Below are 24,621 nucleotides of genomic sequence, written 5' to 3'. Positions count from 1 at the left end.
GCCATGGCCGACATCGCCGGCGTCTTTCACTGGACACCGGCCGCGATGGACGGCTTTACGATTGATGAACTGATGGCCTGGCGCGAACGCGCCCGGCAGCGAAGCGGAGCGGAATAGATGGCTGGTCGGGATCTGAAATTACAGGTGGTATTTGCGGCACTGGACAAGATTACCGGCCCGCTGAAAAAAATCATGGGCGGCTCCAGCGACACGGCCAAGGCATTGAAGGCGACCAGCGACCGCTTGCGCGAGCTGAACGCCCAGCAAAAGAACATCGGCAAATTCCGCGAGCTGCACGGTGGCCTGGACGCCACCCGCACCAAGCTGGAAGCGGCCCAGCAGAAGGTGGCCAGCCTGGCCACCAAGATGAAACAGACGGAAGCACCCACGCGCGCCATGACGCGCGAGTTTAACGCCGCCGTCAAAGCGGCCGGCGCCTTGAAGACGGCAGGCCAGCAGCAGGCCCAGCAACTGCAGGTCATGCGCGAGCGCCTGGCAGGCGCCGGCATCGGCACCAAAGACCTGGCCAACCACGAGCGCACCTTGCGCCGCGAGATCGAGGCCACCAACAAAACCATGACCTTGCAGCAGCAGAAGCTGGCCAACACGGCCGCCAAACAGCAGCGCGTTACCAACGCCACCCAGCATGCGGACAAGCTGCGCAACAAGGCGGGCAATCTGGCCATGGCCGGCGCCGGTGCTGCCGCCACGGGCGCCGTGCTGGGCGCACCCGTCGTCAAGGGACTGAACGAGGCCAAGCACTATCAAACGGAAGTAGGCCGCGTCAACGCGCTGGGCCTGGGCGACAAGGTATCAGCCGAGGCCGTCGCCTTCGCGCGCAACATGAAGACCTACGGCACCAGCCAGCTCGACAACCTGCAGTTGATGCGCGACGGCATGAGCGCCTTTGCCGACGTGCACCACGCGGAAATGGTCGCCCCTACCCTGGCCAAGATGAAGTTTGCCAATCATGCCTTCTTCGGCGAGGCCGAGGGTGCCGACAACGAACGCAAGTTCATGGACATGCTCAAGGTCATCGAGCTGCGCGGCGGCCTGGAGAGCAAGGAAAAGTTTGAAGCCCAGGCCAACATCGTGCAGCAGGTCATCACCGCCACGGGCGGGCGCGTCGGGCCGAATGAATGGCTGAACATGATTAAAACGGGTGGCATCGCGGCCAAGGGCTTGAAGGATGACGCCTTCTACTACCAGATGGAACCGCTGGTGCAGGAGATGAGCGGCAATCGCGTCGGCACGTCCTTGATGAGCGCCTACCAGAACTTGTACCAGGGCCGCACCACCAAACGCTCGGCCAAGAAACTGGAAGAATTTGGCTTGATCGGCGACAAGAGCAAGGTCACGCATGATAAAGCGGGACAACTTTCCTTTCTCAATCCTGGCGCGCTGCTGGGTTCCGAGCTGTTCCGCGAAAATCAGTTTGAGTGGATGGAAAAGGTGCTATTGCCGCAACTGGCCAAGAAAGGCATCAAAGACAAGAACCAGGTGCTCGACGCCATCGGCAGCATCTTTTCGAACCGCACCGCGTCGAACCTGTATTCGCAGATGTATTTGCAACGCGGGCAAATCCACAAGAATGAAAAGCTCAACCGTGGCGCCGCCGATATCGGCCGGCTGGACAAGCTGGGGCGCGACTCGGCCGCCGGCAAGGAACTGGAAGCGCAGTCGAAGCTGGCCAACTTGAAACTGACCATGGGCGAAAAAATCCTGCCGCTGTATGCGCAGGGGCTGGAAATGGCGATTTCCGCCGTCATGCGCCTGAATGGTTTCATGGAGCGCAATCCGACCGTGGCCAAGGTCATGATTACCGCCTTTGCCGTGCTGGCCGGCATGCTGCTGGTGCTCGGCCCGCTGATGCTGGGTATTGCCGCCCTGATCGGCCCGTATGCCATGCTGCACGTCATGTTTGCCAAGATGGGCGTGACGGGCGGCGTGCTCACGCCCATCATGCGCGGCCTGGGCGGGGCCTTCATGTGGGCGGGCCGCGCCGTGCTGTGGCTGGGCCGCGCTCTTCTGATGAACCCGATTGGCATCGCCATCACGGTCATCGCCGGCGCCGCCTACCTGATCTATAAATACTGGGAGCCGATCAAGGGTTTCTTTACCGGCATCTGGTCGCACGTCAAGACCGCCTTTGCCGGCGGCATCGGCAGTGTCAGCAGCCTGATCGTCAACTGGTCACCGCTGGGCCTGTTCTATCGCGCCTTCGCCGGCGTGCTGGGCTGGTTCGGCATTGCGCTGCCGGCCAAGCTCACGGACTTTGCCGGCAACATTTGCCGCAGCATTGTCGCGGGCCTGGCGCCGCTGACCGGGTTCATTGCCGATCTGTGGTCGCGGCTGCAAGCCACGTTGGGCGGCGGCATGGCCAGCATCAGCGCGCTGATTATCAACTGGTCGCCCGTCGGCGTGTTTTACCAGGCGTTCGCGGGCGTATTGAGCTGGTTCGGCATCCAGTTGCCGGCCCAGTTCACCGAGTTCGGCGCCAACATCCTGCGCGGCCTGGTCAACGGCATCACCGGTTCCATGGGCGCCGTCAAGGACGCCATCAGCAATGCCGGTTCCAGCACCATTGCCTGGTTCAAGGAAAAGCTGGGCATCCACAGCCCGAGCCGCGTGTTTGCCCAGCTCGGCGACTACACCATGCAGGGGCTGGCCGTGGGCCTGGACCGCAGCGAGGGCGCGCCGATTGCCAAGGTTTCCGGACTGGCCCAGCGCCTGACGCAATTGGGTGCCGGCATTGCCATCGGCACGGCCACCGCGTTACCCGCCAGCGCCTTCGACACGCGCGCGCCGCTGGCCCAGGGCGGGTTCGGCGCCGGAATGAGCATCCAGGGCGACAAGATCGAAATCACCTTCCACGTGCAGGCCGGCACCGATCCGCAGGCCATCGCGCGCGCCGTGAGCGAGGCGTTAAACCAGCGCGACCGTGAAAAGGCGGCACGCATCCGCTCGTCCCTGCGCGACCACGATTAAGAAAGAGGCACCACCATGATGATGATTTTAGGAATGTTCGTTTTCAGCCTTCCGACGCTGGCCTATCACGAGCTGCAGCGGCAAACGGAATGGAAGCACGCCAGCACGGCCCGCGTGGGCCTGCGCGACGCGCACCAGTACGTGGGGCCAGGCGACGACACCATCACCCTATCGGGCTGGGTGGCGCCGGAACTGACCGGCTCCCTGTACTCGCTCGATGCGCTGCGCATGATGGCCGACACGGGCAAGTCGTGGATTCTGATCCAGGGTACGGGCCGCATTCTCGGCTCCTACCGCATCACCAGCATGACGGAGGGCCGCACCATCCTGGACGGCAGCGGCGGCGCGCGCCGCGTCGAGTTCTCGATTGCGCTCAAGCGCGACGACGACGGCGTGCTGGCCATGGTCGGCCTGGGCGATATCGGCGACCTGAAAAACATGCTCAGTATCGACGGCATGACCAGCAGCATCGCGGGCGCTGCCAGGAATGCCGTGGGCAGCGTGGTGGGCAATGTGGTCGGCGGCATCACGTCGAAATATGGCGGTGTCGTCAGCGAGATGAAAGACAAGATCAGCGGCAGCATCAGCGGCGTCATCGGCAGCGCGGCGGACAAGTTCAAATGAGCGAACATATCCCCGCCTTCAAGGTCAGCATCGAGGACAAGGATTTGACGGCCATCGTCTCGCCGCGGCTCATCAATCTGACCTTGACCCTGTGCCGTGGTGACGAGAGCGACCAGCTCGACATTGCACTGGACGACAGCGACGGCAAACTGGCCCTGCCGCCGCGCGGCGCGCAGATCGCCCTGGCGCTGGGCTGGCAAGCGTCCGGCCTGGTGGACATGGGCAAGTTCACAGTCGACGAGGTGGAGCACAGCGGCGCGCCCGACACCATCACCCTGCGCGCCAGGTCGGCCAACCTGATCGACACCTTCAAACAGCAGCAGGAACACAGCTTTCACAAGACCACCCTGGGCGCCATCATCGAGGCCATCGCCTTTCGCAACGAGCTGGCCTCTAGCGTGTCGGCGCGCCTGCGCGACACCGCCATCGAGCACATCGACCAGACCCACGAAAGCGATGCGGCCTTTCTGCGCCGGCTGGGCAGGAAATACGACGCGGTGGCCACCGTCAAGAACGACACTTTGCTCTTCATCCCCATCAACCAGAGCCGCACGGCCAGCGGCAAGGCGCTGCCCGTCATCCCCATCACGCGCGCCCTGGGCGACGGCCACCGCTACCACAGCGCCGAGAGCGACGCTTACACTGGCGTGCGCGCCTTCTGGCACGACGAGCGCTACGCGCGCCGCCGCAGCGTGGTGGCGGGCGTGCCCGGCAACAGCAAGCGCCTGCGCACCACCTTCGCCAATGAAACGGACGCGCGTGCGGCGGCCGTGGCCGAATGGCAGCGCATCCTGCGCGGCCTGGCCACCTTTGAAATGAGCCTGGCCCTGGGCAACCCGACCGTGTTCCCGCAATCGCCCGTGACCGTACAAGGCTTCAAGCCCGAGATTGACGCCACCGAGTGGCTATCGGTCAAGGTTACGCACAACCTGGGCGGCAACGGTTTTACCACGCGCGTGGAGTTTGAAACGAAGACGGAAGCGGTCGAGGCCGAGCGCGAGGACGAAAAAGACCCGGATGAAGGCGTCACGGGCGTGGTGGCCAAATGGAAGGACGTGGCGGCGAAGAAGAAAAAGGCGGGACAGGAAATAGCCGGGGCCGCAGGCACTCTCAAGACGTTAGAGCATGTTTACAAGAGCAAGCAGGCCGCCAAACGGGCGGCCCTGCATGCGTGGAAGCATATAGAGGAGGTGCGGGAAATCATCCGCGAAAACCGCGAAGCACCTTAGAATCCAACGCAAGCCGGCGCAGAAGCCGCATGAAAGTGCGAAATTTTACTTCAGTTCATCAGTCGGGAAGTTCTTTGAATACATCGACATCCTATTTCCATCCAAAATTTAATGCGCGATCGAAAACTTTAATCTTATAAAATAAATCCTTTGAGTTTTTAAGAAAATTTTGATCCGCCTATTAAATACAAAATAAATTACACCAGCGACCACTGGTCGAATTAATTTCTGCCGATAGCAATCCAAACCAACACGAGCCTAAATCAATTTTTAATCTAACACCGTTTTAGGTCCCTATACAACTCTGGATCTCTCATTGCGTGCCGAATCAAGGACTGAGTGGTAATTCTTAAAAATTCATTGGCCCGCTTTTCGTCTTTCAATAACTGGTGGGCTCCCTTGAAATCCGGCTGCCCTCCGTGGGCAATCGCGCTACGATATGAATACAAGGTATTCCAAACTTTTTCTGACGACACATTTCCAAAAAAATCCTCATAAGGGAGAAATCTATCAAACCTTTTGGATAAAAATGGAATTTTAGATCGCATCTGATGTGTAATACTATCACCTCGATCCTCAAGCTTTGGGTTGTGTGTTATCAACATCTCAATAATTGCAAAATAGCCAATCACGTGAAAACTTGAATTCGGAGGAATAAGATCAAGTTCAGATAGCATGTGCAATGCACGATTAAGCTCTGGATACGGCTCTAAAGCCCCGACGCTACTGGAGTTCGACCGTTTAATCTCATACAACTCCGTTATCTCGTGTAAATTTTCGATCGTTACTATGGATGTAATTTTATGACCCTGGTAGGTATAAAGCCCAAGAATTCCATATGGGCTACAACTATGTCCAAAATTATGCAAGCAGATCGTTGATAAGTTAAGACAAGCTTCTGATATCAACCCCACCAAATGCAAATCATAATTTATAGAACCACCATCTGGCGATCGAACCACGTAATAACGCCAGTCCGGCTCATCCAAAGGAAATGAATCATGATAACCACTCCCATCCTCCCTACATTTCAGTTCCAATTCGTAAAATGAGAAAGGTCCAGATAACGCAGAATTCCCAACCACCTCATTAAGCATTTCTTTTATTCGGGCAATTTCACTCTTGGTAGCACGGTCAAATTCAACTCCAGGAGCAATTGAGAAAGGGAGTTGACGATCGTCCGAAAATCTTATCGGGTTCGCAACAAGTGCAATTGTTGAATGTGATGGCGGCAATACATTTTTTTCAATATCGATACTATTACCAGCGGAGGCATTGGGATCATTCATTTGAAGTCTTTCTCGCATTAAGAAAATTTCTTAAAATAAAACTTGAGAGCAGCTATGAGCAGTCAAGGTATAAAAATTTACCGAATCAAAAAAAATAAAAATCATTATTACCAATCACATATCGTCACACTTTTCCGTCAGTTCATTCTGTTGTCAATTTTCCGAGATTATTTTTTTAAAATCTGACTCCGCAATTACGTCGATCCCCATGGACTCCGCTTTGCTCAGTTGTACATGCCCTGCAAGCGGACCAGCGATCAAAATATCCACCGAAGTCCTAAAACCCTTGCGCACCTGCCAGCCTGCAGCCCTCGCCATTGCCTCTAATTCACAGCGCTTAGCATCCCGAAAACCTACAAAATATGCCACTGTATGTCGCCGCGTTCGATTGCCATTACCTTTTGGATAATCCTTGATACGAACCGGGGGACGAGCGATACCATCAATAGCATTTCGCTGATTTATACTGCGATGCCGTTCACTCGCCCACCTCCCAACGCTCTGAATTTCTCCAGTCGTCAACGAAGTCAACTTGCCACGAATACGCTGCAAAGAAAAGGTTCGCTTTCCCTGTCCTGCATGGCAAAAACCTTCCAAAGAATCCGCATCAACCGCCCAAACCGTGATACGCCGAGTTGCATAGCCAGTGCCATGGCGATTTGGGTACGAAAACTGAATTTCGTCATCGGTCACTGCTTCGCGTCGAAACTCTCTCTTGGATTTTTTCTTGGTGCGAGGCGGGGCTTGAGCGGCATGTACCTCAGCTGCGACTTGCTCGATTTGTGGAATATTTTCGCTTTTCAAATGCAATGGTTGTGGAGCGGCGATCCGCTCCACTAGGCATGAAGGCTTTCTCACCCTCGGGCCAGATATGCATCGTTGAATATGATGCCACCGAAAGCTGCTCGGCTCGCCCGCTTCAGGCGCTCGCTTCCGAAGATTCCAGCTGCTGAAAATTATGCAGACAAAACAAGCAGCAATTACAATAAGCATAAGAAGGTAAATCATTTGCAGACTATTTTTCCTTTTTTCGTCCGCTGCCGGCCACATTAAAAGTCTGCGGCCCAATGATATTCCCTACGAAATTTTGCCCAATTTTGCCGTGGGTTTCAACGTGTGCTGCATTCCCCACGGAAGATGCCGAGGGCGCAGGCAGGCGCATGCCGCCAATCATTCCAAGTACACCTGCTCGTCCACGCGCATCCAGGTTCCGGAAACCAGAAACTAGTTCACTTTCATCCGCACTGAGTACCGCAGCAGACACACTACCAGTCATCACATACCACACGTCTACGCCAATCTCTAACAGCGCACATAGGTAGACAGCATCCGGAGACCGCTCATCTTTTTCATATGAAATTTGAGCGCGTTTTTTTACCCCGCCAACAGCTGCGAAGTCGTCTTGGTTCATACCCAAACGTTGACGCTCTTGCTTTAATCTTTCACCAAACATGCTCATACTCACATCTTTTTGTTGACTAGTGCGCTTTTGGACACTATAGTTACGCCATCCTGTAGCGATTACACATCATAACATTATGAAAAACGTATCCAATGCCAGGCGTACTGCCAAAGGCATCACTTCTAAGCCGCTTGGCGTCCGTTTGACGTCTAGCGAGGTAGCCGAAGTCGAAGGCTACGCAGAGAAACTTGACCGGTCCCGCGCCTGGTTCCTCCGCTTCCTGATCCTGCGCGGCCTGGCTGACTACAAGCGCGAAATCGCTTCCCAATCCACCCACTAAGGACAACGTCATGTACCCCGATGCAAAACGTATCCGCAGCCATAAAGTCATGCTGCGCCTGGACGATTATGAGCACCAGCTCGTTTCCTCGATTGCCAACTACCAGGGCGAAGAAATAGCAGTACTGGTGCGCCAAATCGTCATGCGTGAAGCCCTTGCCGCCATTGCTGCAGACGACATCGACAGCGTACAGCGTCGCAGCGCTTAAACCGAGTCCCTGAATAGTAACTTTTGAGTAACTGAAAAGCTGCCGAACATGCCCGATCACGAAATTCATATCAACGACGAAGAACTTGCAGCGCTGGAAGTCGTTCGTCAACGGCAAGGGCTGGCAAGTATCGAGCAAGCGGCTGAATGGCTCGTCAAGTCGCGCTTACGCAAGCAGTCGAAAAATATGACAGGTCGCGGTCGCGCCCTGTACCAAGTGGAAAGAAAGCTGAAATGAGAGTCATCGGCCTGCCCTGCCCGCATTGCGAATACACCGTCCGCGCCGTCAAGAGCCGCACGATGTCCGCCATGTTCAAGGAAATCACCTACATGTGCCAGAACCCCGAATGCGGGCACTCTTTCGTGGCAGGCCTGGAAGTACTGCGCACCCTCTCGCTGTCCGCCATGCCCAAGCCGGATATCCGCATCCCGATGTCCCAGCATGCACGTACTGCGGCCACCAGCCAGCTGGCCCTCGACCTGACGGCGGGCTGCTGATGAACACCATGCCGATCCTCGCGCCGCCGTAGCCCGGCCGCCGTAACTCCCCTCTTTTGCTGTGCCCTGCTGCGCTCCTTTTTGAGCGTGCGGGATTCGTTCAACCTGAAATAAGGAAAACCGATGGAAAACACGCTGCACGCCGCCAGTCATGCCGACAAATCCATGGCATCAAGCACGATCCGCCCGACCTTGCAAAATTGCATTGTCCCCGTGGCACCAACGTGTTTTCTGCTGCAAGCCAGTGCGGGCATCGGCATCGCGGCGCTGACCGCCCGCATCCATGAGATCGCCAAGACCTACCACGCCTATGGCGCGGCCAATCTGACCTTCATCGTCAGCGATGCGCAAGCACTGGAGCGTGACGGCTTTTTCGCGCCAGCCAAGCAACGCGCCCTGATCGGCAAGCTGCCCATCGAGGTGAACTACATTTTTGCCACCGAAGCGGGTTCCCGGCACTGCTGCGGCACATCGCACACGCTCCCTTACTGGGCAGAACATTTTCTCAAGGCAGGGGCACGCTGATGCTGCGCCTGGCCAAAACCTGCGGCATCTGGCTGCTGTCGCTCCTGATCGTCATTACCCCTGACGTGCTGCGAGCCATCGGCGCCATCAAGGACTGAACCATGCCGGCGTCCCTTATCGACAACCACCTGTCCTTCCAGCCTGCCGCCGAAATTCTGGCCGCGCGCGACAAGGACATGCCGACGCCACCGGGCGCCGGGCATGCGCTGGCCGCCATCGCCGAGGCCAAGGCCCAGCTGCGCAGCATCAAGCCGCGCAATCTGGCGCCCTTCATGGCCCAAGCCTGGGGATTGTCGCCGCGTGGCGCGCGTCGCTCCGTGTTGATCGCCGCCGGCCTGGACGCCGACCGCTGGGAGTCGCCCATCCACTCCTTTACCGAGGAAGAGCGCATCGAACTGCGCGCTGCCACCTCTGCCGCTATCCGTGTCTACGAAAGACTGTTGAATGCAATCTAAACAAATCCTGCTGCCTACCCCGCAACGCCACGAAGCCTTCCTGCGCTCCGCCCGGTTCGCGCCCGAGCTGGCCCGCATCCCGTTCAAGTGGCGCAACCGCGTCATCACGGCCGCCATGGCAAAAATGGCCTGGTCGTCCTGGTACAAAGTCTATGAATCCGTCGCCACCGGCTTTGTGCGCGAATTCGCCGAACAGTACGTGCCGGCCGGCGTCGACCTGTCGCAAAGCGATGCGGACATCGTGGCCACCGCCGAGCGCGCGGCGGCCGGCGTGACCAAAATGCTGTGGATGGCCTTGTCCGACACGCACGCCCTGCAGATCATGGAAGACGAATGCGCCTCGTATGGCATTGAGCTGCCCGAGTTCGACACGCTGGCCGACACCATCGCCCGCCTGGTGGATGCCCGCTGGTGGCGCCGCCAGTTGCGCAAGAAGGTCAAGCGCGCCTTTGAAGCGGGCAATATCCGTCTGGGGTACGTGAACTATCGCGGCGAACCCTACGCCAGCAATGACGCCGTGCTGTCTCGCCTGGCGCAGAACCGCCGCAACGCGGCAGCGCTGGCCGCCACACTGGTGCAGAACGAGAACGGCCAGCAATTCAGCATCGCCGAGCTGGCCGAGAAAACGACCGCCAACAAGGCCATCCGGCGCGGCGAGCTGATGTTGCGCATCAACGGCTTTGAGCAGATCGCCCGCGAGTGCGGCGACCAGGGCATTTTCATCACCTGGACGTGCCCATCGCGCTTTCACGCCATGCAGCACAGCGGCAAGCCAAACGACAAGTTCGACGGTTCCACGCCGCGCGAGGCAAACGCCTACCTGGGCAAGATGACGTCGCTGTGCCGCTCCGCACTGGCGCGCCGTGGCATCGGCCTGTACGGCTTTCGCATCGCCGAGCCGCATCACGATGGCTGCCCGCACTGGCATTTGCTGCTGTTCGTGCGCCCCACGGCGAAATACAAGACGGCCCACCTGCAAGACGTGGCGGGCCGCGCCATCCGCATCATGAAGCGCTACGCCTGGCGCGCGGACCGTGGCGAGCCGGGCGCCTTCGCGCGCCGCCTGGACGTGAAACGCATCGACTGGGCCAAGGGCAGCGCCGCCGGCTACATCGCCAAGTACGTGGCCAAGAACATCGACGGCGTGGCCGAGCACAAGACGAAAGAAGGCTATGTCGTCACGGCCGACACCGAAGGCGATGTCGAGCTGACGCCATCGGCGCGCGTCGAGTCCTGGGCCGCGTGCTGGGGCATCCGTCAATTCCAACAATGGGGCGGCGCGCCCGTCACCGTCTGGCGCGAACTGCGCCGCATCGAGGAAAGCATGCTCAACGAAGCGCCGGCCGCCATGCGCCGCGCCTGGGACGCCGTGCAAAAGATCGACGGCGAAAAGCGCGCCTGCTGGGCCGAATACCTGCGCGCCCAGGGCGGTGCCCTGGTGCCGCGCAAGGAACTGGTCGTCACCCTGGCCAAGGACGAAAAGACCGTGATCGGCCGCTATGGCGAAACCCTGCGCACCACGCCCTACGGCGTGCGCTGCAGCGACCTGATCGGCGTGGTCTTCAAGTCCGTGCGCCATACGTGGACGCCGGTACAGGCCACAGGCGGGCGCGGGGTAGCTGTTGGGGTTGCCGTTCCTCGGACTCGTGTAAATAACTGTACGCACCCCGTCGACGTAATTCCAGCCACGCCCATTTCTGCGCCCCCATTCGTCTATAGCGACATCGACCAGAACGCGCTTTTGTGTTCCTGGGCGCACAACCTGGCCTGTCCGTTCCCCCGAATTCACGGAGACGAACAAAAAATCGCACTGATCCACGAAATGGCCGCAATAGGAGCGTGTCCATTCCCGCAGGTGATTGCCACAGACACAACACCAATGAAAGGAAATGGCACATGAGCACCTATGCCGTGATCGTTCGCACGCAAACCGAACGCTTTGAATACGCCGCGATTGCCGCTTCCAGCGGCGACGCGATCCAGGCCGCCCTCGACCACTTCGGCGTGTGCGGCGTTACCGCCAAACTGAAAGGAGCACCGCAATGCTGACCACCCTGACCGATTCACCGCGGCAAATCGCCCTGGGCGACCGCGTGACGTTCGATACCGACGAGGGCTACCAGGCCGGCACCGTCAACGACCTGCGCCGCGACGTGGGCAATGGCGAGCTGCATGCGTGGGTGGAGCTGGACCACCAGTGGCCGGGTATGTTCCGTGCGGTGCCGCTGGCGGCCATCGAGGCGGTCAAGAAGGCAACCGCGCCTGTCGGGTGCCCAGCATGACAGCGGAACGCTCATTACCTGCCGTGGCGGCCCTGTTCGTGCGCGCCAATTCGATCTACAAAACCATGCCGGCGGTGGACGCCTGGGATGCGGAGCGCGACGCCCGCGCCTGGCCTGGTGGCGTGCCGGTGGTGGCGCATCCGCCTTGCCGCTCCTGGGGTACGCTGCGCCACCTGGCCAAGCCGCGCCCGGACGAAAAGGAACTCGCGGTGTGGGCCGTCGCCCAGGTGCGCAAGTTCGGCGGCGTGCTCGAGCACCCGAAGCGCTCGACCCTCTGGCCACACTGCGGCTTGCCAGCGATCGGCGAGCGGGACAAATTTGGCGGCTGGACGCTGCCGATTTTCCAAAGCTCCTTTGGCCACCGCGCCGAAAAGGCCACCTTGCTGTACATCGTCGGCTGTGCGCCGGCGCAAATACCGGCCATGCCCATCGTCCTGGGCGACGCCTCGCATGTGATCGCCCCGTCCGGCCGCAACCGCGCCGGCGAGCGGCGCCGGAAAGGGGACCAGGGCTGGCGGCCGGAATGCGGTAAGGCGGAACGCGAGCACACGCCGCCCGAGCTGGCGCATTGGCTGGTCTCCCTGGCGCGACGCTGCATGGTGCCCGCATGAACAGCCCATTCCTGTTCGACGGCCCGGGCGTCATTTCGTTCAGCGGCGGCCGCACCAGCGGCATGATGCTGTGGATGACGATTCAGGCCTACGGCGGCACGCTGCCGGCCGACGTGGTGGTGTGCTTCGCCAACACCGGCAAGGAAGAGGAAGCGACCCTTGAATTCGTGCGCGACTGCGGCGACCGCTGGGGCGTTCCCATCGTCTGGATAGAAAACCGCCCTCGCAATGAAGCGCGCGGCAAGGAATTTGCCATCGTGGACTTTGCTACGGCCAGCCGCCGCGGCGAGCCGTTCGCCGATCTGCACGACGAAAAGAAATTCCTCCCGAACCCAGTCGCGCGCTTTTGCACGGCGGAACTCAAGGTACGCCCGATGCAGCGCTACTTGAAGTCGATAGGCCTGCTGGAGTGGACCACGTTTATCGGCATGCGCGCCGACGAGCCCATGCGCGTGGCGCGGCTGGCGAATCAGGATTATGGCAAGCACGAAGTGAAAGAGGCGCCCTTGGCGGCGGCCGGCCTAACCGTGGCCGATGTCAGCGCGTTTTGGGCAGCACAAGATTTTGACCTGGGCCTGCCGAATATGAACGGCAAGACGATGCACGGCAACTGCGATCTGTGCTTCCTGAAAGGCGGCAACCAGGTGCTATCCCTGATCCGGGAAAAGCCCAGTCGCGCCCTGTGGTGGATACAGCAGGAAAAGAACGCCCAGGCGTCCGGATCTGGTGCTGGCGGCTGGTTCCGCAAGGATAGGCCCAGTTACCAGGCGATGTATGACATGGCAATGAATCACGGGGAGCTGTTCCCCTTCGATGATGCCTTAACCGATTGTGGATGCACGGATTAGATGGAGATTACGAAAATGGACCAATACAAAGAATTTTGCCGCCTTCGTGACTATCGCAAGCACGGTGCAGAAGTCCCGCAGCGCACCGAGGCCGAAGCGTTCGCTTTGGTGATTGCCGGATACGCGGATCAGAAATACATGGCCCTGGCCGCGCGGCATGAGTCGGTACTCGATGGCGCAATTCTGATGGCTGAGGAATTTGCCGAAGCGCGCACCCCGGACGAGGGTGGCAACGCATTTCGAAACTATGCCGAAATCCTGCGTGCTTTAAAAAATGAGCATGCGCTGTTCGCCAGAGTTACAAAAGAACAACACCTTGTCACAGCATTGCCGAAGAACCTTACAACTATCACTGCCGGTACGGCGGCCAGGAGCACACAATGAATATGAACGAAACGGAATTCGTCGCCAAACTGGCTCTGGCCATCGATAAATTGCAGCGCCCCGCCATTCCGCTGGCGATTGACCTGTGGGACATCGCCACAATCGCGCAGTACTTAAAGCGGGAACCGGGAACCGTGCGGGAACGCATGGCGTGCCTTCCAAGCTTCCCGAAAGCCATCCGGCTGCCAACGTCGAAGGGGCATGCGCAGCCCCTGTATAATGCAAAGGAGGTGATCGCCTGGGCCGAATCGTACCGAGAAAAGAATTAATTTCGTTTACGCCAAAATTACGCCAACACCCCGGAAAGCCGCATTATTCAATAGGTTGAGTTTCCGGCTCCGGGCACCAGCGCACAGAATTCAGAAACATCAAAAAAACCATTTAACCTCAATAAATCAGCGGGTTAGTGGCTTTTTTTACGTCCGGGCATTTCTCTTAATCTCAATTAAACCCGACAAAAACCTCTAGCGGTTACGCCAGATTTACGCCGTGATTACGCGAGCGACGCCGGCGCCGGCGCCATCATGGTGGCCCTGCTCGCCTGGCTGTAAGTTCACCAGCTCGACCTGATGACCAATGAGAAAACGCGCAAGCACGGCATCGCCTTCAAGTTCGAATTCAACAACCGTGAAACAGTCGATATCTCGATCAAGCTGAACCTGACCGAGCGCATCGCGGTCAAACCGGCGAGGCCGGTTGCCTGGACATCCAGCATCCGGCCGAGATAAAGCACATGCCGCCCTACCGGGACAAGTTCTGACAGCAGTACGACGTCCCCCCTGCTGAAATGGGCCGCGCGGCACGCTGACAGCACGCCCGCCTAGTCGGTGCGGACCATGGGCGAACAGTTGATCGTCTTTTCCCGAGAGACCACCTAACGCGCGGCGTGATTACGCGGCGATGTATCCGCAAGCGTCTGAGGCACGCGAGTCCGACGACACTATCCACACGAAGCATTACCCCGACGGCGACGTGATGGAGTACGACCATGAGGACGACGCCCTGCCCCCTGCCCCGGCGTGATCGCCGCCATCACCGCCCACAGAGTGACGTCAAACGCTCTCTAGAAAAGCGGCTGACCATGGCCGTGCGGCGGCGATAAAAGCCAGCGAGGACGAGCTGGCGAGCACCATCAGCTTGTTCAAGCAGCCTCACGGCGGCGTCAAGGCCGGCGGTGCCATTCGAATCCAAAAAAATGAACCTAATTAGCTCTCTGCTGACTAATAGAGAGCCAATCTTAACAATCTATCAAAAAGAAAATTATATACAGTCACAGTTTCAAAAAACTGATGACGGAATGAAATTTAATTTAGCATCAAATTGTCAGATTGAGAAATTTACTCAGCCAATTAAGGAAGACGCACCGAAGCAACCAATAGAATCAGGCACCATTTCTTATACCGATGAAATACAAAAATACAAAAATACAAAAATACAAATTATCACACAATTTCATAAGCGCGTTTCGCACACTCTCACCTGCTCGACCTCATCGCCAGAGGAAAAAAATATTCGTAATGCTTAGGGATCTGTCCGCTTTCCAGCAAGAATCCTAAGCATGAATTCAAAGATGGTTCATACTGGAGAAATTATCATGCACAACAAAAATGTTTATTGGGACGAGACCATGATGCAGAACGATTTTCATCAGCCGTCAATATTGGCAATCGGCGACAGCTGGTTCTGGTATCCTCTTCCTGGTGGCTCATTATTAAGCAAATTAGGAAATTTGGTTGAAAAAAAGGAACATTACATTCTAGCTCACGGAAATAACGGTGCCGAAGCCTACGATTATGTTTACGGAACCTATAAAAGAAGAATCCAGACCGCATTACAACTACATGGGGATTCTTTGTCGGCTGTTTTCATAAGCGGTGGAGGGAACGACTTCGCCGGCCTATCCGATATGCGCCCGCTACTGCTAAAAGACTGCTCCGCCTGCACTTCGGCTGAAGCTTGCTACCGATCCGGTGATGACGAGCAAAGCCTGAACCGATTTTTAAATAAAGTTACGGGAAGCTTCATCGCTCTTATCGACAAGATAATTGGTGCAACTTGGAATACGACGCAAAATGCAACCGGACCAACGAAGATCTATTTACATAACTACGACTATGCTCGGCCAACAGGTATCGGCATCTTTGGTGCCGAAAGCAAATGGCTGCGAGCATCGCTAGTAGTCGCAAACGTGCCTACCCACCTGCAGGATTCCTGCATCCGTTTTTTGATCGACGAGTTCACTTTGCGGTTGAAGGGGTTGGTCGCTCGTTATCCCGGCCGCGTTCGTCTTGTCGATAGTCGCGGCACCTTAGGTGACGACGACTGGGCTAACGAGCTTCATCCAACGTCGACGGGTTTCGAAAAAATTGCGCACAATGTGTGGCTACCCATATTGCAAGGCGATGGACTTGCACCTAAGTGATAACTAGTTCAAGAAAGGTATGGAGGCTTCCTCAATTCCAGAAAATCCTCTTGTATCTTGCCCAATAGCATGTGCTGGCCGAGGTGCGGCATCTACGCGTAACTCTTCCTTGTCTGTAAATTCCGACACCTCCATCACCTCTACTTCTTCACCTTGCCGCGACTGTCATCACGATCAATTCCCACACCCGGGCTAACCTGCTCCCACTGACGTTTTTACAACACCCCGCCCCCCCTCTCCCTCCTCCAAAGCCCCCTACTGATATAATACTTACAATCAAGTAATATTCCGAAATGTGCGCCTCCAGGCTCCCGCAACCGTCTGTGTACTGCTAGCCCATGCGCTCTCTTTTCGACCACGAGATCATCAAACAGCTGCACAGCGGTGTCCGCTCACGGGTTTACCGTGCCAGGGCTGCCGATGGCACCGCGCTGATCGTCAAGCAACCCAATCAGCAGTTCCCCTCCTTTCAGCAACTGGCGCAATTCAAGCGCGAGTATGCGATCGCGCGCCGTTGCCGCCATCCTGGCGTGGCGCATCCGCTGGCGCTGCAGCTGCACGGCGGGTGCTGGACGATGATCGTGGAAGATTGCGGCGGCCAGGCGCTCGACCAGGTGTTGCGTGCGCAGGTGGCGGCGCGCAGGATGCCGTCGCAACCCGCCTTGGCGCTGGACGATTTTTTCGACATCGCGCTGCAACTGTGCGCGGCGCTGGACGAGGTTCATCGTCAGGGCGTGATCCACAAAGACATCAATCCCGCCAATCTGGTGTGGAATGGCGGCCGGCGCCTGCTGCAGCTGATCGACTTCGGCATCGCCTGCGAACTGCCGTACGAAAGCCATGGCATCGCCAATCTCCAGACGCTGGAAGGCACGCTGCGCTACATGGCGCCGGAACAGACCGGACGCATGAACCGGCGCGTCGATTGGCGCGCCGATTTCTATGCGCTGGGCGCCACCTTCTACGAGCTGCTGGCCGGCCAGGCGCCGTTCGAGACGGGCGACGAGATGGAACTCGTGCATTGCCACATTGCGCGCAGTCCCGACTGGTCGCACCCGGCGCTGGCAAGCTTGCCTGGCCAGCTGCTGCCGATCATCCAGCGGCTGCTGGAAAAAAATGCCGATCAGCGCTACCAGAGCTTGCAGGGCTTGCGCAGCGATCTCGAAGCATGCCGCGCGCAAAAGCCGGCGCAGACGCTCAAGCTGTCCGACCACAACGGCCATTTCCTCGTGCCGCAAACGCTGCACGGGCGCGAGGATGCCATCGCTGTGCTGCTGGCGGCATTTGAACGCAGCGCCGCGGGCAGGTGCGAGATGCTGCTGGTGGCCGGCCATTCGGGCATCGGCAAGTCGGCGGTCGTCAACGAAGTGCAAAAGCCCATCATCGCGCGGCGCGGCTGCTTCCTGTCCGGTAAATTTGACCAGCTCCAGCGCGACGTGCCGTATGCCCCGCTGATCCAGGCCTTCCAGGAGCTGGTGCGCCAGCTGCTCGGCCAACCCGAGGAAACGCTGCGGCAGTGGTCCGCCAAACTGCACGAGGTGCTGTGCAGCGGCATCGGCATGCTGATCGAACTGATTCCCCAACTGGCGCTGATCGTCGGCCCCACGGACGCAGTGCCCGCGTCGGACCCGGCACAGGCCCAGCTGCGCCTGGACCGCCTCTTCCCCCGCTTCGTTGAAGTGTTCGCCTGCGCCGGGCATCCGCTGGTGCTGTTCCTCGACGACCTGCAATGGGCCGATGCGGCCACGTTGCGAATGATCGAACTGCTGATGGTCTCCTGCGACAAGAGCTGCATGCTGTTCATCGGCGCGTATCGCGACAACGAGGTGAGCGCCGATCATCCGCTGATCGCGCTGCGCGACAAGCTGCTCGCCCGCGAGGTACGCCTGTCGACGCTGTTACTGAGCGCATTGACCGAGCCGCAGGTGGCGCAAATGGTCTCGGCCACCGTGCGCGTGGCAACCCACGATTGTGCGCCGTTGACCAGTATTTGCTACCGCAAGACGGCCGGCAATCCCTTTTTCCTCAACCAGTTCCTCGCTTCGCTCAATGAGACGGGCCATCTGCGCTATCGGGCCGCCGACGATTGCTGGGACTGGGACCTGCCCGCGATAGAACAGGCCAAATATACCGACAATGTGGTCGAGGTGCTGCTGGAAAAAATCCGCCGCCTGCCCACGGTGACGCAGCATCTGCTGCAACTGGCCGCCTCCTGCGGCAACCGCTTCACGCTCGATACGCTCGCGCTGGCAATGGACCGCGCTCACCGCAAAACGCAGCAAGACCTGTGGCCGGCGCTCAGGGCAGGCTTGATCCAGCCACTCGACGAACGCTATAAGTACGTCAGTGGCGACAGCGATGCGGCCAACAGCGGCGTCGCTTACCGCTTCCTGCACGACCGGGTGCAGCAGTCCGCCTACCTGGTCGCCGACGACGCTAAGCGCGTGGCCAACCATCTGCTCATCGGCCGCTTGCTCCTGCGGCATACGGCGCCGCAGCACCAGGACGCAACACTGTTTGAAATCGTCGAGCAGCTCAACGCCGGTCGCGCGCTGATCAAGGATGCGGACGAGCGCGTGCAGCTGGCGACGCTCAATCTCCAGGCCGGCGTCAAGGCACGGCGTTCCGCCGCGTTCCAGTCCACCCTGGAACACATGCGCATAGGTCTCGAGCTGCTGCCGGAGCACGCATGGAGCGTCCACGCCAGCCTTTGGCTCGACCTGCAGCTGGGCGCGGCCGAAGCGGCTTACCTGTGCGGCCAGTTCGATACGGCCGAGGCGATCTATCCACTGGTGCGCGCCCGCTCCCTGAGCTCCTTGCAGCAGGTGCGCTGCATTGCCATCCAGGCGCACCAGTATCAATTGCAGGGCCGCCTGCTCGACGCCATTGCCGTGCAGCGCGACGGTCTGGCGCTGCTGCACATCGACATCCCGCACGATGTGGCGCAGATGAAGGCGCGCTTCAGCGACATTCTCGCCGACATCGGACAGCAGCCTGGCGCGCACGCGCCCGACACCCTGCTGGCGGCCGATGACATGTGCGAGCCGGACGCCGTGGCCGCGATGCAGATGATGCAGGGCCTGTGGATGGCCAGCTACTACGCCGGCCAGCAGGATCTGAGCGCGCTGATGGTGGTGTCGATGACGCGGCTGTCGATGCAGCGGGGGAACAGCGATTTCAGCGCTGTCGCCTATGTCGGCTACGCGATGATGCTTGCGCTGTACAGCGGCGACATCGCGCGCGGCTACGCCTTCGGCGCGATGGCGATGGCGCTGGCCAGGCGCCGTGCCAACCTGCAGACGCGCACGCTCACGGGCCTGATGTTCGGCGCGCTCAGCAACCACTGGACGCAGCCGCTGCGCAGCTCCGACGCCCTGTACGAAGAAGCGTTTGGCTGGGCGCTGGAAATCGCCGACTTCGTGCAGGTCGGCGTGGTGGCGGCCGTGCGCGCCACCGACCGTATCATCCTCGGCGACTACCTGCCGCACCTGATGCACGACATCGAGCACGACCTGGCGCTGATGCGCGCCAACGGCCAGCAGGCGATGGCCGATTGCTGCGTCGCCGCCGCGGTCCAGCCGATCAAATGCCTGATGGGTCTCCTGCCCCGTCACGACAGCTACGACGATGGGGCCTTCAGCGAGGCGCGCTTCCTCGATCAGTATGGCGGCTCGCAGCTGTACCGCGCCTACTTCCTGCAGGGGAAAATACGCAACGCCTACCTGTTCGACAGCGCCGACGCCGAGCCGCTGGCCGGCCAGCTTGGCATCGTCACCCAGATCATGCGCGGCCAGGCCAAGGTTGCCGAGTGCAGCTTCTACGCCGCGCTGATCCTGATCCGCGCCTTGCGGCGCGATCCTGCGCGTGCCGATGCGGGCGATATGCTGGCCGTGGTCGGCACGCTGCAAACGAGCCTCGCCGAGTGGTCCAGGCAAGGCTCGGACAATAGCGACGCCAAGCATCTGCTGGTGATGGCCGAGATGGCACGCTACCGGAAAGACCTGCAGCTGGCCACGCGCTGCTACCAGCAGGCGATCGACGCGGCCGGCCTGGCGGGCTACGTCAACATACAAGCGCTGGGCAATGAACTGTGCGGCGAATGCTGGTTCGATCAGGGACAGGCGCGCGTGGCCGGCATCTTCATCCAGGACGCCATTGCGCACTACGGCCAGTGGGGCGCGCAGGGCAAGGTGGTGCAGCTGCAGGCGCGCCATGGCGCACTGCTGTCAAGGATGGATGGCCGCGGCGCACAACGTCATTCCGTCTCCCACACGCACGGCAGTTCAGCGCTCGACCTGGCGTCGCTGCTGAAAGCGTCGCAGATCCTGTCGAACGAAGTGGGCCTGCGCAGCGTGCTGACGCGCCTCATTACCATCGTGTGCGAAAACGCCGGCGCGCAGGTGGCGCGCCTGCTGCTGCTGTCCGAAGGCAACTATCAGCTGGAGGCCAATATCGATGGCGATGTCGTCACTGTCCTGCAATCGCGCCAGTTCGACCTGAACGCCGCCAGCGACCCGCAGTTCCCGCTGTCGCTGCTGCGCTACGTCATTCGCACCGGCGCCGAGGTGATCGAAGACTGCATCACGGGCGCCTCGCGCTTTGCCGCCGATCCGTACGTGCAGTTGCACCTGCCGCGCGCCGTCATGTGCCTGCCGATACGGCACGGCGGCCAGATCGGCGGCATCCTGTATTTCGAGAACCGGCTTGCAGAAGCCTCGTTCACGGAGGAACGCGTGGCGTTCCTGCGCATGCTCGGCGCCCAGGCGATGATCTCGATCTCCAGCGCCAGGCTGCATGACAGCCTTGAACGGCGCGTTGCCGAACGCACGGAACAGCTGGAAGACGCCAACCGCAAACTGGCGACCTTGTCCATCACCGACGGTCTGACCGGCCTGGCGAACCGGCGTCATTTCGACGACGTATTGCGTGCCGAATGTGCGCGTGCCACGCGCGTCGGCCGGCCGCTTGCCGTCATCATGCTCGATGTCGACTACTTCAAGCGCTTCAACGACAGTCACGGCCACCAGGCCGGCGACGCATGCCTGGTCCGGGTCGCGCATGCGCTGGCGGCCGGCATGCGGCGCGCGGGCGACCTGACGGCGCGCTATGGCGGCGAAGAGTTTTCGATCGTGCTGCCCAACACCGGCGCGGACGAGGCGCGCCAGATCGGCGAAGCACTGCGGCGGGCGATCGAAGATCTGGGTATCTCCCACGCGAACGCGGAGGCGCGGCAGGTGACGATCAGCGTCGGTATCGCGGTCCAGCCGGCACCGGGAGCCGCCGATCCGGACGCCCTGCTGCGCCTGGCCGATGCCGCGCTGTACCACGCCAAGGATGAGGGGCGCAATTGCGTGGTGCTCAGGGTGCTGCCGCCTGGCTGACCGGCAGCGCCGCGCACCGCATTCACGGCGCCGGCGGTGCCTCAATCGCTGCCATGGCTGTTCTCGCGCGCCTGCTCCCGCGCTTTTTCGCTTGACGCCAGCCCGTTGAAGAACAGATTGAGCAGCACGGCAACGATGGCGGCCAGCAGGATGCCGCTGTGCAGCAACGGCGACATGACTTTCGGCATGTGCTGCGCATATTGCTCGGCCACCAGCGGCAGCATGCCGAAGCCGATAGCCAGGGCCACGATGAACAGGTTGTTGCGGTTGCTCTTGTAGTCGACGCCGGCCAGAATGCGGATGCCCGTCGCGGCGACCATGCCGAACATCACCAGCCCCGCCCCGCCCAGCACGAACGCCGGCACGGCTTCGGCCGTCTGCGCGATCTTCGGGATCACACCCATGATGAGCAGGAGGATGCCGGCCGCCACGCAGACCCAGCGGCTGCGCACGCCCGTCACGCCCACCAGTCCCACGTTTTGCGAAAACGACGTGTACGGGAAGGTATTGAAGATACCGCCGATCAAGGTCCCCAGACCATCGACGCGCAAGCCGCGGCTGATGTCGGCCTGTTCGATACGCTTGCCCGTCATCTCGCCCAAGGCCAGGAACATACCGAGCGACTCGATCATGACGACGATCATCACCAGGCTCATGGTCACGATGGCAACCAGGTCGAAAGTCGGCATGCCGAACTGGAACGGCGTAACGATGGCGAAAGCCTTGGCGCTGGCCACCTTGGCGAAGTCGGCCTTGCCCAGCGCAAACGACAGGGCCGTGCCGGCGATGATGCCGATCAACACGGCGATATTCGACAGGAAACCACGGCCATACTTGGCCACCAGCAAGATGACGGCCAGCACGAAGAAGGCGATGCCCATGTTGTCCAGCGCGCCGTAGCCGGGGTTGGCGATCAGGGGCACGGGGCCAGGCGGCGCGGGCAAGCCGGCCGCCGTGGCGGCAGCGGCCATCTTGAGAAAAGCGGGATCGGCGATCTGCGCCATGGCGGGCGGCCCGCCCATGGCCCAGTTCACGCCCACGCGCATCAGCGACACGCCGATCACGGCGATGATGCTGCCCGTGACCACGGGCGGAAACAGGGCCAGCAGGCGGCTGATGAAGGGCGCGATCAGCATGGAAACGACGCCGGCGCCGATCACGGCGCCAAAGATGCCGGTGATGCCCAGGGCCGGATTGTTCGCCATGGCCAGCATGGGACTGACGGCGGCAAAGGTCACGCCCATCATGACGGGCAGACGGATGCCGAAATGCTTGCCGATTCCCAAGGACTGAATCAGGGTCACGAGGCCGCAGCAGAACAGGTCGGCACTGATCAGCGCCGCCACCTGCTCGGGCGGCAGCTTGAGCGCGCGGCCGACGATCAGCGGCACGGCGATGGCGCCCGCATACATGACGAGTACGTGCTGCAAGCCCAGGGTGAACAGTTTCCCGGCCGGCAGCACTTCATCGACGGGGGACGGAGCGGCAGGCGTGGTACCGGACACGCCGCGGTGGATGGATTTCAGACGGGGAGAGGCCATTTACGCTCCATTTCCTGGGTTACCGCGGCACGGATGGGTGCAGGTGAAAAGGAAAAGCAAGACAGAAACGGGACGACAGAAACACACCAGCGGCCGATGATGCATGCGAAGCTCCTTGGATGGAATGACCGAGGTAGCCATGCACGCTTCGTGCCAGGTGATTGTATACAGAGATTGTGCCGAAAGTCACCAGAAATCAGCTAATCAGGCGGTGAATGCACCGTTTTCTCGCATGCGGCCCCGCATCTGCACCAGAAGGCGGCGGCGCTGGCAGGCCACGGGTGAATGGGGACTGCTGCCTGGAACGCCTGTCAAAAACCAATGCGCATCGTCATTTGCGGCCGGCGATGCTCACTGCCTCGGCGGCACGCTGCTTCGTGCAGTGGCGTTTCTCGGGCCAGCGGGACGCCGGGCCTTCCTTGCGCCCGTCACGGTTTTGGTGGGCGCTATCAGGCGCAGTCAGGCGCAGTCAGGCGTTGTTAGCCGCCCGCACAGGCATCAAGCAGCGCTTCCAGCTGACGCACATGGGCAGCACGCAATTGCTCGCGCGCCAGCAAGGCTTGCACTTGCTCGAAGATGCCGTGGGCTGGCACCGCAGGCAAGGCGGGCGAGGCGGGGCGCGTGGCGATGCATGGCGCGCTCACCGGCCAAGCTTGCACCTGCGATGCTGGCCCCCATGCCGCACAGCCGGTCAACAAGCTTACCAGCAATAAACGGGCTAAACGGTTGGCGAGGCTGCCGGCATGCCTTCCGGCACGTTCGCCTGGCGACCTCATGGCATTTCTCTGGCGATCAAGGCCTCGGCGGCACGGCAGGCGTCGCCTTCGGGCGGCAGCGCGAGGATGCGCGCTGCCGCCGCTTGCGCCTCTGCCTGCCCGGTGTGCGCCGTGGCCAGCGCCTGGCGTACCCGCGCCGACCGGCGTGCGCCCTCTTCCCGCATCGTGTCGAGCGCCTGGCTCTGGCGCCGCAATACGGCTTGCACTTCGAGTACTTGCGCCGCGCACGCGGCACGGCCCGTTTCGCGGCCCCAGCGCTGGGCGCAAAACACGGCTGCCCCCAGCAACAGCAGCATGGCCACAATGCTCCAGGACGGCTTCATGCCAGCACCTTGCGCGCAGCCTGGTACAAGGCCAGGCGTTCGGCCAGGCCGTTCACGCCGCCGTTGATGCGGCGCGTCACCCGTTCCTGGTCACCCGCGTCGGCCAGGCGGTTCAAGCCGCGCGATTGCCAGAACCAGCCCGCCGAGCGGCACGCGAAAGTCGTCTGCTCCAGCAACTGCGGCGCCGCCAGCAAGTCGATATCCAGCGCCACGCCGCACGCCGCGTAGTTGGCGCGCCCCGTCACCTGCAGCAAGCCGCGCCCCTTGAAGCGCACGCCATCGCCAGCGACCACATTACCCAGGTCCACGCGTCCTTCATAGGCAGTGCCGCTGGCCAGCTCGCGCACATAACGCAACTGTCCCGATTCGTGCCCCACCTGCGCCAGAAACGCCGCCTGGCGCAGCGGCGTATCGATGCTGAACTCGCTCATCGCCGCATTCAGCGGAGCCAGGAACAGCGTAGCGCGGCGGCCGGCCAACGGCATGATCTGCATCA

Annotated in this window: 28 protein-coding genes; 21 read left to right on the top strand and 7 right to left on the bottom strand. The window is 60.4% G+C overall.

Annotation, left to right across the window (positions count from 1 at the left end):
• The first annotated feature begins 3 nt into the window (after nucleotides 1-3).
• Genes AC1RBA_RS00825 through AC1RBA_RS00810 form a run of 4 tightly spaced genes read left to right on the top strand, consistent with a single transcriptional unit; the run spans nucleotide 4 to nucleotide 4,841 of the window.
• Nucleotides 4-117, top strand: a complete 114-nt coding sequence (locus AC1RBA_RS00825; RefSeq protein ID WP_071650284.1) for a GpE family phage tail protein — start codon at nucleotides 4-6, stop codon at nucleotides 115-117.
• Nucleotides 118-2,988 carry a phage tail tape measure protein gene (locus AC1RBA_RS00820; RefSeq protein ID WP_492416039.1) on the top strand — a complete coding sequence of 957 codons (2,871 nt, stop codon included), beginning with the start codon at nucleotides 118-120 and terminating at the stop codon, nucleotides 2,986-2,988.
• A 15-nt stretch (nucleotides 2,989-3,003) separates the two neighbouring features.
• Complete coding sequence (locus AC1RBA_RS00815) at nucleotides 3,004-3,612, top strand: phage tail protein (RefSeq protein ID WP_492416037.1); 609 nt, start codon at nucleotides 3,004-3,006, stop codon at nucleotides 3,610-3,612.
• Complete coding sequence (locus AC1RBA_RS00810; RefSeq protein ID WP_492416036.1) at nucleotides 3,609-4,841, top strand: phage late control D family protein; 1,233 nt, start codon at nucleotides 3,609-3,611, stop codon at nucleotides 4,839-4,841. The genes AC1RBA_RS00815 and AC1RBA_RS00810 overlap by 4 nt, the downstream gene beginning before the upstream one ends.
• Before the next feature lie 275 nt (nucleotides 4,842-5,116).
• Here AC1RBA_RS00810 and AC1RBA_RS00805 read toward each other — a convergent pair whose 3' ends face one another.
• From AC1RBA_RS00805 to AC1RBA_RS00795, 3 genes are all read right to left on the bottom strand, one after another.
• The gene (locus tag AC1RBA_RS00805) at nucleotides 5,117-6,130 is read right to left on the bottom strand and encodes a hypothetical protein (protein WP_492416035.1); all 1,014 of its coding nucleotides are present in this window, start codon (nucleotides 6,128-6,130) and stop codon (nucleotides 5,117-5,119) included.
• A 153-nt stretch (nucleotides 6,131-6,283) separates the two neighbouring features.
• On the bottom strand, nucleotides 6,284-6,934 hold the full coding sequence (locus AC1RBA_RS00800; RefSeq protein ID WP_492416033.1) for a BRCT domain-containing protein: 651 nt from the start codon (nucleotides 6,932-6,934) through the stop codon (nucleotides 6,284-6,286).
• 211 nt (nucleotides 6,935-7,145) lie between these two features.
• The gene (locus AC1RBA_RS00795; RefSeq protein ID WP_492416031.1) at nucleotides 7,146-7,589 is read right to left on the bottom strand and encodes a helix-turn-helix domain-containing protein; all 444 of its coding nucleotides are present in this window, start codon (nucleotides 7,587-7,589) and stop codon (nucleotides 7,146-7,148) included.
• 79 nt (nucleotides 7,590-7,668) lie between these two features.
• Here AC1RBA_RS00795 and AC1RBA_RS00790 point away from each other — a divergent pair, with 79 nt between their 5' ends.
• The 17 genes from AC1RBA_RS00790 (at nucleotide 7,669) to AC1RBA_RS00710 (ending at nucleotide 21,485) form a co-directional block, all read left to right on the top strand.
• A complete protein-coding gene (locus AC1RBA_RS00790) occupies nucleotides 7,669-7,872 on the top strand; it encodes a hypothetical protein (protein WP_492416029.1) in 204 nt (67 codons plus the stop codon).
• Nucleotides 7,873-7,882: 10 nt separating this feature from the next.
• A complete protein-coding gene (locus AC1RBA_RS00785) occupies nucleotides 7,883-8,080 on the top strand; it encodes a hypothetical protein (RefSeq protein WP_071322622.1) in 198 nt (65 codons plus the stop codon).
• Between the two features lie 48 nt (nucleotides 8,081-8,128).
• Nucleotides 8,129-8,317, top strand: a complete 189-nt coding sequence (locus AC1RBA_RS00780) for a hypothetical protein (RefSeq protein WP_086138170.1) — start codon at nucleotides 8,129-8,131, stop codon at nucleotides 8,315-8,317.
• Nucleotides 8,314-8,577 (top strand): Ogr/Delta-like zinc finger protein, encoded by a 264-nt coding sequence (locus AC1RBA_RS00775; RefSeq protein ID WP_070300963.1) that lies wholly within the window; start codon nucleotides 8,314-8,316, stop codon nucleotides 8,575-8,577. The genes AC1RBA_RS00780 and AC1RBA_RS00775 overlap by 4 nt, the downstream gene beginning before the upstream one ends.
• A 123-nt stretch (nucleotides 8,578-8,700) precedes the next feature.
• Nucleotides 8,701-9,102 carry a hypothetical protein gene (locus AC1RBA_RS00770; protein ID WP_492416028.1) on the top strand — a complete coding sequence of 134 codons (402 nt, stop codon included), beginning with the start codon at nucleotides 8,701-8,703 and terminating at the stop codon, nucleotides 9,100-9,102.
• Between the two features lie 101 nt (nucleotides 9,103-9,203).
• Entirely contained in the window at nucleotides 9,204-9,557 is a 354-nt protein-coding gene (locus AC1RBA_RS00765) for a hypothetical protein (protein ID WP_035820917.1), read from the top strand.
• Nucleotides 9,547-11,457, top strand: a complete 1,911-nt coding sequence (locus AC1RBA_RS00760; protein WP_492416027.1) for a replication endonuclease — start codon at nucleotides 9,547-9,549, stop codon at nucleotides 11,455-11,457. The genes AC1RBA_RS00765 and AC1RBA_RS00760 overlap by 11 nt, the downstream gene beginning before the upstream one ends.
• A complete protein-coding gene (locus tag AC1RBA_RS00755) occupies nucleotides 11,454-11,606 on the top strand; it encodes a hypothetical protein (protein WP_162995787.1) in 153 nt (50 codons plus the stop codon). The genes AC1RBA_RS00760 and AC1RBA_RS00755 overlap by 4 nt, the downstream gene beginning before the upstream one ends.
• Nucleotides 11,600-11,839, top strand: a complete 240-nt coding sequence (locus tag AC1RBA_RS00750) for a hypothetical protein (protein ID WP_492416026.1) — start codon at nucleotides 11,600-11,602, stop codon at nucleotides 11,837-11,839. The genes AC1RBA_RS00755 and AC1RBA_RS00750 overlap by 7 nt, the downstream gene beginning before the upstream one ends.
• Complete coding sequence (locus tag AC1RBA_RS00745) at nucleotides 11,836-12,450, top strand: hypothetical protein (RefSeq protein ID WP_492416025.1); 615 nt, start codon at nucleotides 11,836-11,838, stop codon at nucleotides 12,448-12,450. Before AC1RBA_RS00750 ends, AC1RBA_RS00745 begins: the two co-directional genes overlap by 4 nt.
• Nucleotides 12,447-13,298 (top strand): phosphoadenosine phosphosulfate reductase domain-containing protein, encoded by an 852-nt coding sequence (locus tag AC1RBA_RS00740; protein WP_492416023.1) that lies wholly within the window; start codon nucleotides 12,447-12,449, stop codon nucleotides 13,296-13,298. Before AC1RBA_RS00745 ends, AC1RBA_RS00740 begins: the two co-directional genes overlap by 4 nt.
• A 15-nt stretch (nucleotides 13,299-13,313) precedes the next feature.
• Entirely contained in the window at nucleotides 13,314-13,682 is a 369-nt protein-coding gene (locus AC1RBA_RS00735; RefSeq protein ID WP_139143778.1) for a hypothetical protein, read from the top strand.
• Entirely contained in the window at nucleotides 13,679-13,951 is a 273-nt protein-coding gene (locus AC1RBA_RS00730) for a hypothetical protein (protein WP_227741996.1), read from the top strand. The genes AC1RBA_RS00735 and AC1RBA_RS00730 overlap by 4 nt, the downstream gene beginning before the upstream one ends.
• Before the next feature lie 297 nt (nucleotides 13,952-14,248).
• Nucleotides 14,249-14,410, top strand: a complete 162-nt coding sequence (locus tag AC1RBA_RS00725; RefSeq protein WP_275528109.1) for a phage tail protein — start codon at nucleotides 14,249-14,251, stop codon at nucleotides 14,408-14,410.
• A 467-nt stretch (nucleotides 14,411-14,877) separates the two neighbouring features.
• Entirely contained in the window at nucleotides 14,878-15,207 is a 330-nt protein-coding gene (locus tag AC1RBA_RS00720; protein WP_492402735.1) for a hypothetical protein, read from the top strand.
• Between the two features lie 33 nt (nucleotides 15,208-15,240).
• The gene (locus AC1RBA_RS00715; RefSeq protein WP_205602260.1) at nucleotides 15,241-16,104 is read left to right on the top strand and encodes an SGNH/GDSL hydrolase family protein; all 864 of its coding nucleotides are present in this window, start codon (nucleotides 15,241-15,243) and stop codon (nucleotides 16,102-16,104) included.
• Between the two features lie 338 nt (nucleotides 16,105-16,442).
• Nucleotides 16,443-21,485, top strand: coding sequence for a diguanylate cyclase domain-containing protein (locus AC1RBA_RS00710; RefSeq protein WP_492416021.1), 5,043 nt, complete (start codon nucleotides 16,443-16,445; stop codon nucleotides 21,483-21,485).
• A 41-nt stretch (nucleotides 21,486-21,526) separates the two neighbouring features.
• Here the strand turns inward: AC1RBA_RS00710 and AC1RBA_RS00705 are convergent, their stop codons facing one another.
• The 4 genes from AC1RBA_RS00705 to AC1RBA_RS00690 all read right to left on the bottom strand — a co-directional run bounded on the left by AC1RBA_RS00705 (nucleotide 21,527) and on the right by AC1RBA_RS00690 (nucleotide 24,619).
• Entirely contained in the window at nucleotides 21,527-23,026 is a 1,500-nt protein-coding gene (locus tag AC1RBA_RS00705) for a nucleobase:cation symporter-2 family protein (RefSeq protein WP_492416020.1), read from the bottom strand.
• A gap of 479 nt (nucleotides 23,027-23,505) precedes the next feature.
• A complete protein-coding gene (locus AC1RBA_RS00700; protein ID WP_070220915.1) occupies nucleotides 23,506-23,685 on the bottom strand; it encodes a hypothetical protein in 180 nt (59 codons plus the stop codon).
• Between the two features lie 113 nt (nucleotides 23,686-23,798).
• The gene (locus AC1RBA_RS00695) at nucleotides 23,799-24,125 is read right to left on the bottom strand and encodes a hypothetical protein (RefSeq protein ID WP_492416018.1); all 327 of its coding nucleotides are present in this window, start codon (nucleotides 24,123-24,125) and stop codon (nucleotides 23,799-23,801) included.
• On the bottom strand, nucleotides 24,122-24,619 hold the full coding sequence (locus AC1RBA_RS00690) for a glycoside hydrolase family 19 protein (RefSeq protein ID WP_070289677.1): 498 nt from the start codon (nucleotides 24,617-24,619) through the stop codon (nucleotides 24,122-24,124). The genes AC1RBA_RS00695 and AC1RBA_RS00690 overlap by 4 nt, the downstream gene beginning before the upstream one ends.
• Nucleotides 24,620-24,621 lie beyond the last annotated feature (2 nt).

Source organism: Janthinobacterium sp. GW823-FHT03B06, from assembly GCF_058796955.1.
The sequence above is the reverse complement of the archived record's forward strand: the minus strand, read 5'-3'. Positions and strand labels throughout refer to the sequence as shown.

Bases quoted from the DNA above. Each gene is read 5' to 3' on its own strand.
- AC1RBA_RS00790 (WP_492416029.1), top strand. From the start codon at position 7,669: ATGAAAAACGTATCCAATGCCAGGCGTACTGCCAAAGGCATCACTTCT.
- AC1RBA_RS00785 (WP_071322622.1), top strand. From the start codon at position 7,883: ATGTACCCCGATGCAAAACGTATCCGCAGCCATAAAGTCATGCTGCGC.
- AC1RBA_RS00770 (WP_492416028.1), top strand. From the start codon at position 8,701: ATGGAAAACACGCTGCACGCCGCCAGTCATGCCGACAAATCCATGGCA.
- AC1RBA_RS00695 (WP_492416018.1), bottom strand. From the start codon at position 24,125: ATGAAGCCGTCCTGGAGCATTGTGGCCATGCTGCTGTTGCTGGGGGCA.
- AC1RBA_RS00705 (WP_492416020.1), bottom strand. From the start codon at position 23,026: ATGGCCTCTCCCCGTCTGAAATCCATCCACCGCGGCGTGTCCGGTACC.
- AC1RBA_RS00740 (WP_492416023.1), top strand. From the start codon at position 12,447: ATGAACAGCCCATTCCTGTTCGACGGCCCGGGCGTCATTTCGTTCAGC.
- AC1RBA_RS00815 (WP_492416037.1), top strand. From the start codon at position 3,004: ATGATGATGATTTTAGGAATGTTCGTTTTCAGCCTTCCGACGCTGGCC.
- AC1RBA_RS00765 (WP_035820917.1), top strand. From the start codon at position 9,204: ATGCCGGCGTCCCTTATCGACAACCACCTGTCCTTCCAGCCTGCCGCC.
- AC1RBA_RS00690 (WP_070289677.1), bottom strand. From the start codon at position 24,619: ATGCAGATCATGCCGTTGGCCGGCCGCCGCGCTACGCTGTTCCTGGCT.
- AC1RBA_RS00710 (WP_492416021.1), top strand. From the start codon at position 16,443: ATGCGCTCTCTTTTCGACCACGAGATCATCAAACAGCTGCACAGCGGT.
- AC1RBA_RS00745 (WP_492416025.1), top strand. From the start codon at position 11,836: ATGACAGCGGAACGCTCATTACCTGCCGTGGCGGCCCTGTTCGTGCGC.
- AC1RBA_RS00810 (WP_492416036.1), top strand. From the start codon at position 3,609: ATGAGCGAACATATCCCCGCCTTCAAGGTCAGCATCGAGGACAAGGAT.
- AC1RBA_RS00775 (WP_070300963.1), top strand. From the start codon at position 8,314: ATGAGAGTCATCGGCCTGCCCTGCCCGCATTGCGAATACACCGTCCGC.
- AC1RBA_RS00750 (WP_492416026.1), top strand. From the start codon at position 11,600: ATGCTGACCACCCTGACCGATTCACCGCGGCAAATCGCCCTGGGCGAC.
- AC1RBA_RS00795 (WP_492416031.1), bottom strand. From the start codon at position 7,589: ATGAGCATGTTTGGTGAAAGATTAAAGCAAGAGCGTCAACGTTTGGGT.
- AC1RBA_RS00735 (WP_139143778.1), top strand. From the start codon at position 13,314: ATGGACCAATACAAAGAATTTTGCCGCCTTCGTGACTATCGCAAGCAC.
- AC1RBA_RS00715 (WP_205602260.1), top strand. From the start codon at position 15,241: ATGAATTCAAAGATGGTTCATACTGGAGAAATTATCATGCACAACAAA.
- AC1RBA_RS00760 (WP_492416027.1), top strand. From the start codon at position 9,547: ATGCAATCTAAACAAATCCTGCTGCCTACCCCGCAACGCCACGAAGCC.
- AC1RBA_RS00755 (WP_162995787.1), top strand. From the start codon at position 11,454: ATGAGCACCTATGCCGTGATCGTTCGCACGCAAACCGAACGCTTTGAA.
- AC1RBA_RS00820 (WP_492416039.1), top strand. From the start codon at position 118: ATGGCTGGTCGGGATCTGAAATTACAGGTGGTATTTGCGGCACTGGAC.
- AC1RBA_RS00825 (WP_071650284.1), top strand. From the start codon at position 4: ATGGCCGACATCGCCGGCGTCTTTCACTGGACACCGGCCGCGATGGAC.
- AC1RBA_RS00805 (WP_492416035.1), bottom strand. From the start codon at position 6,130: ATGAATGATCCCAATGCCTCCGCTGGTAATAGTATCGATATTGAAAAA.
- AC1RBA_RS00730 (WP_227741996.1), top strand. From the start codon at position 13,679: ATGAATATGAACGAAACGGAATTCGTCGCCAAACTGGCTCTGGCCATC.
- AC1RBA_RS00720 (WP_492402735.1), top strand. From the start codon at position 14,878: ATGAACCTAATTAGCTCTCTGCTGACTAATAGAGAGCCAATCTTAACA.
- AC1RBA_RS00780 (WP_086138170.1), top strand. From the start codon at position 8,129: ATGCCCGATCACGAAATTCATATCAACGACGAAGAACTTGCAGCGCTG.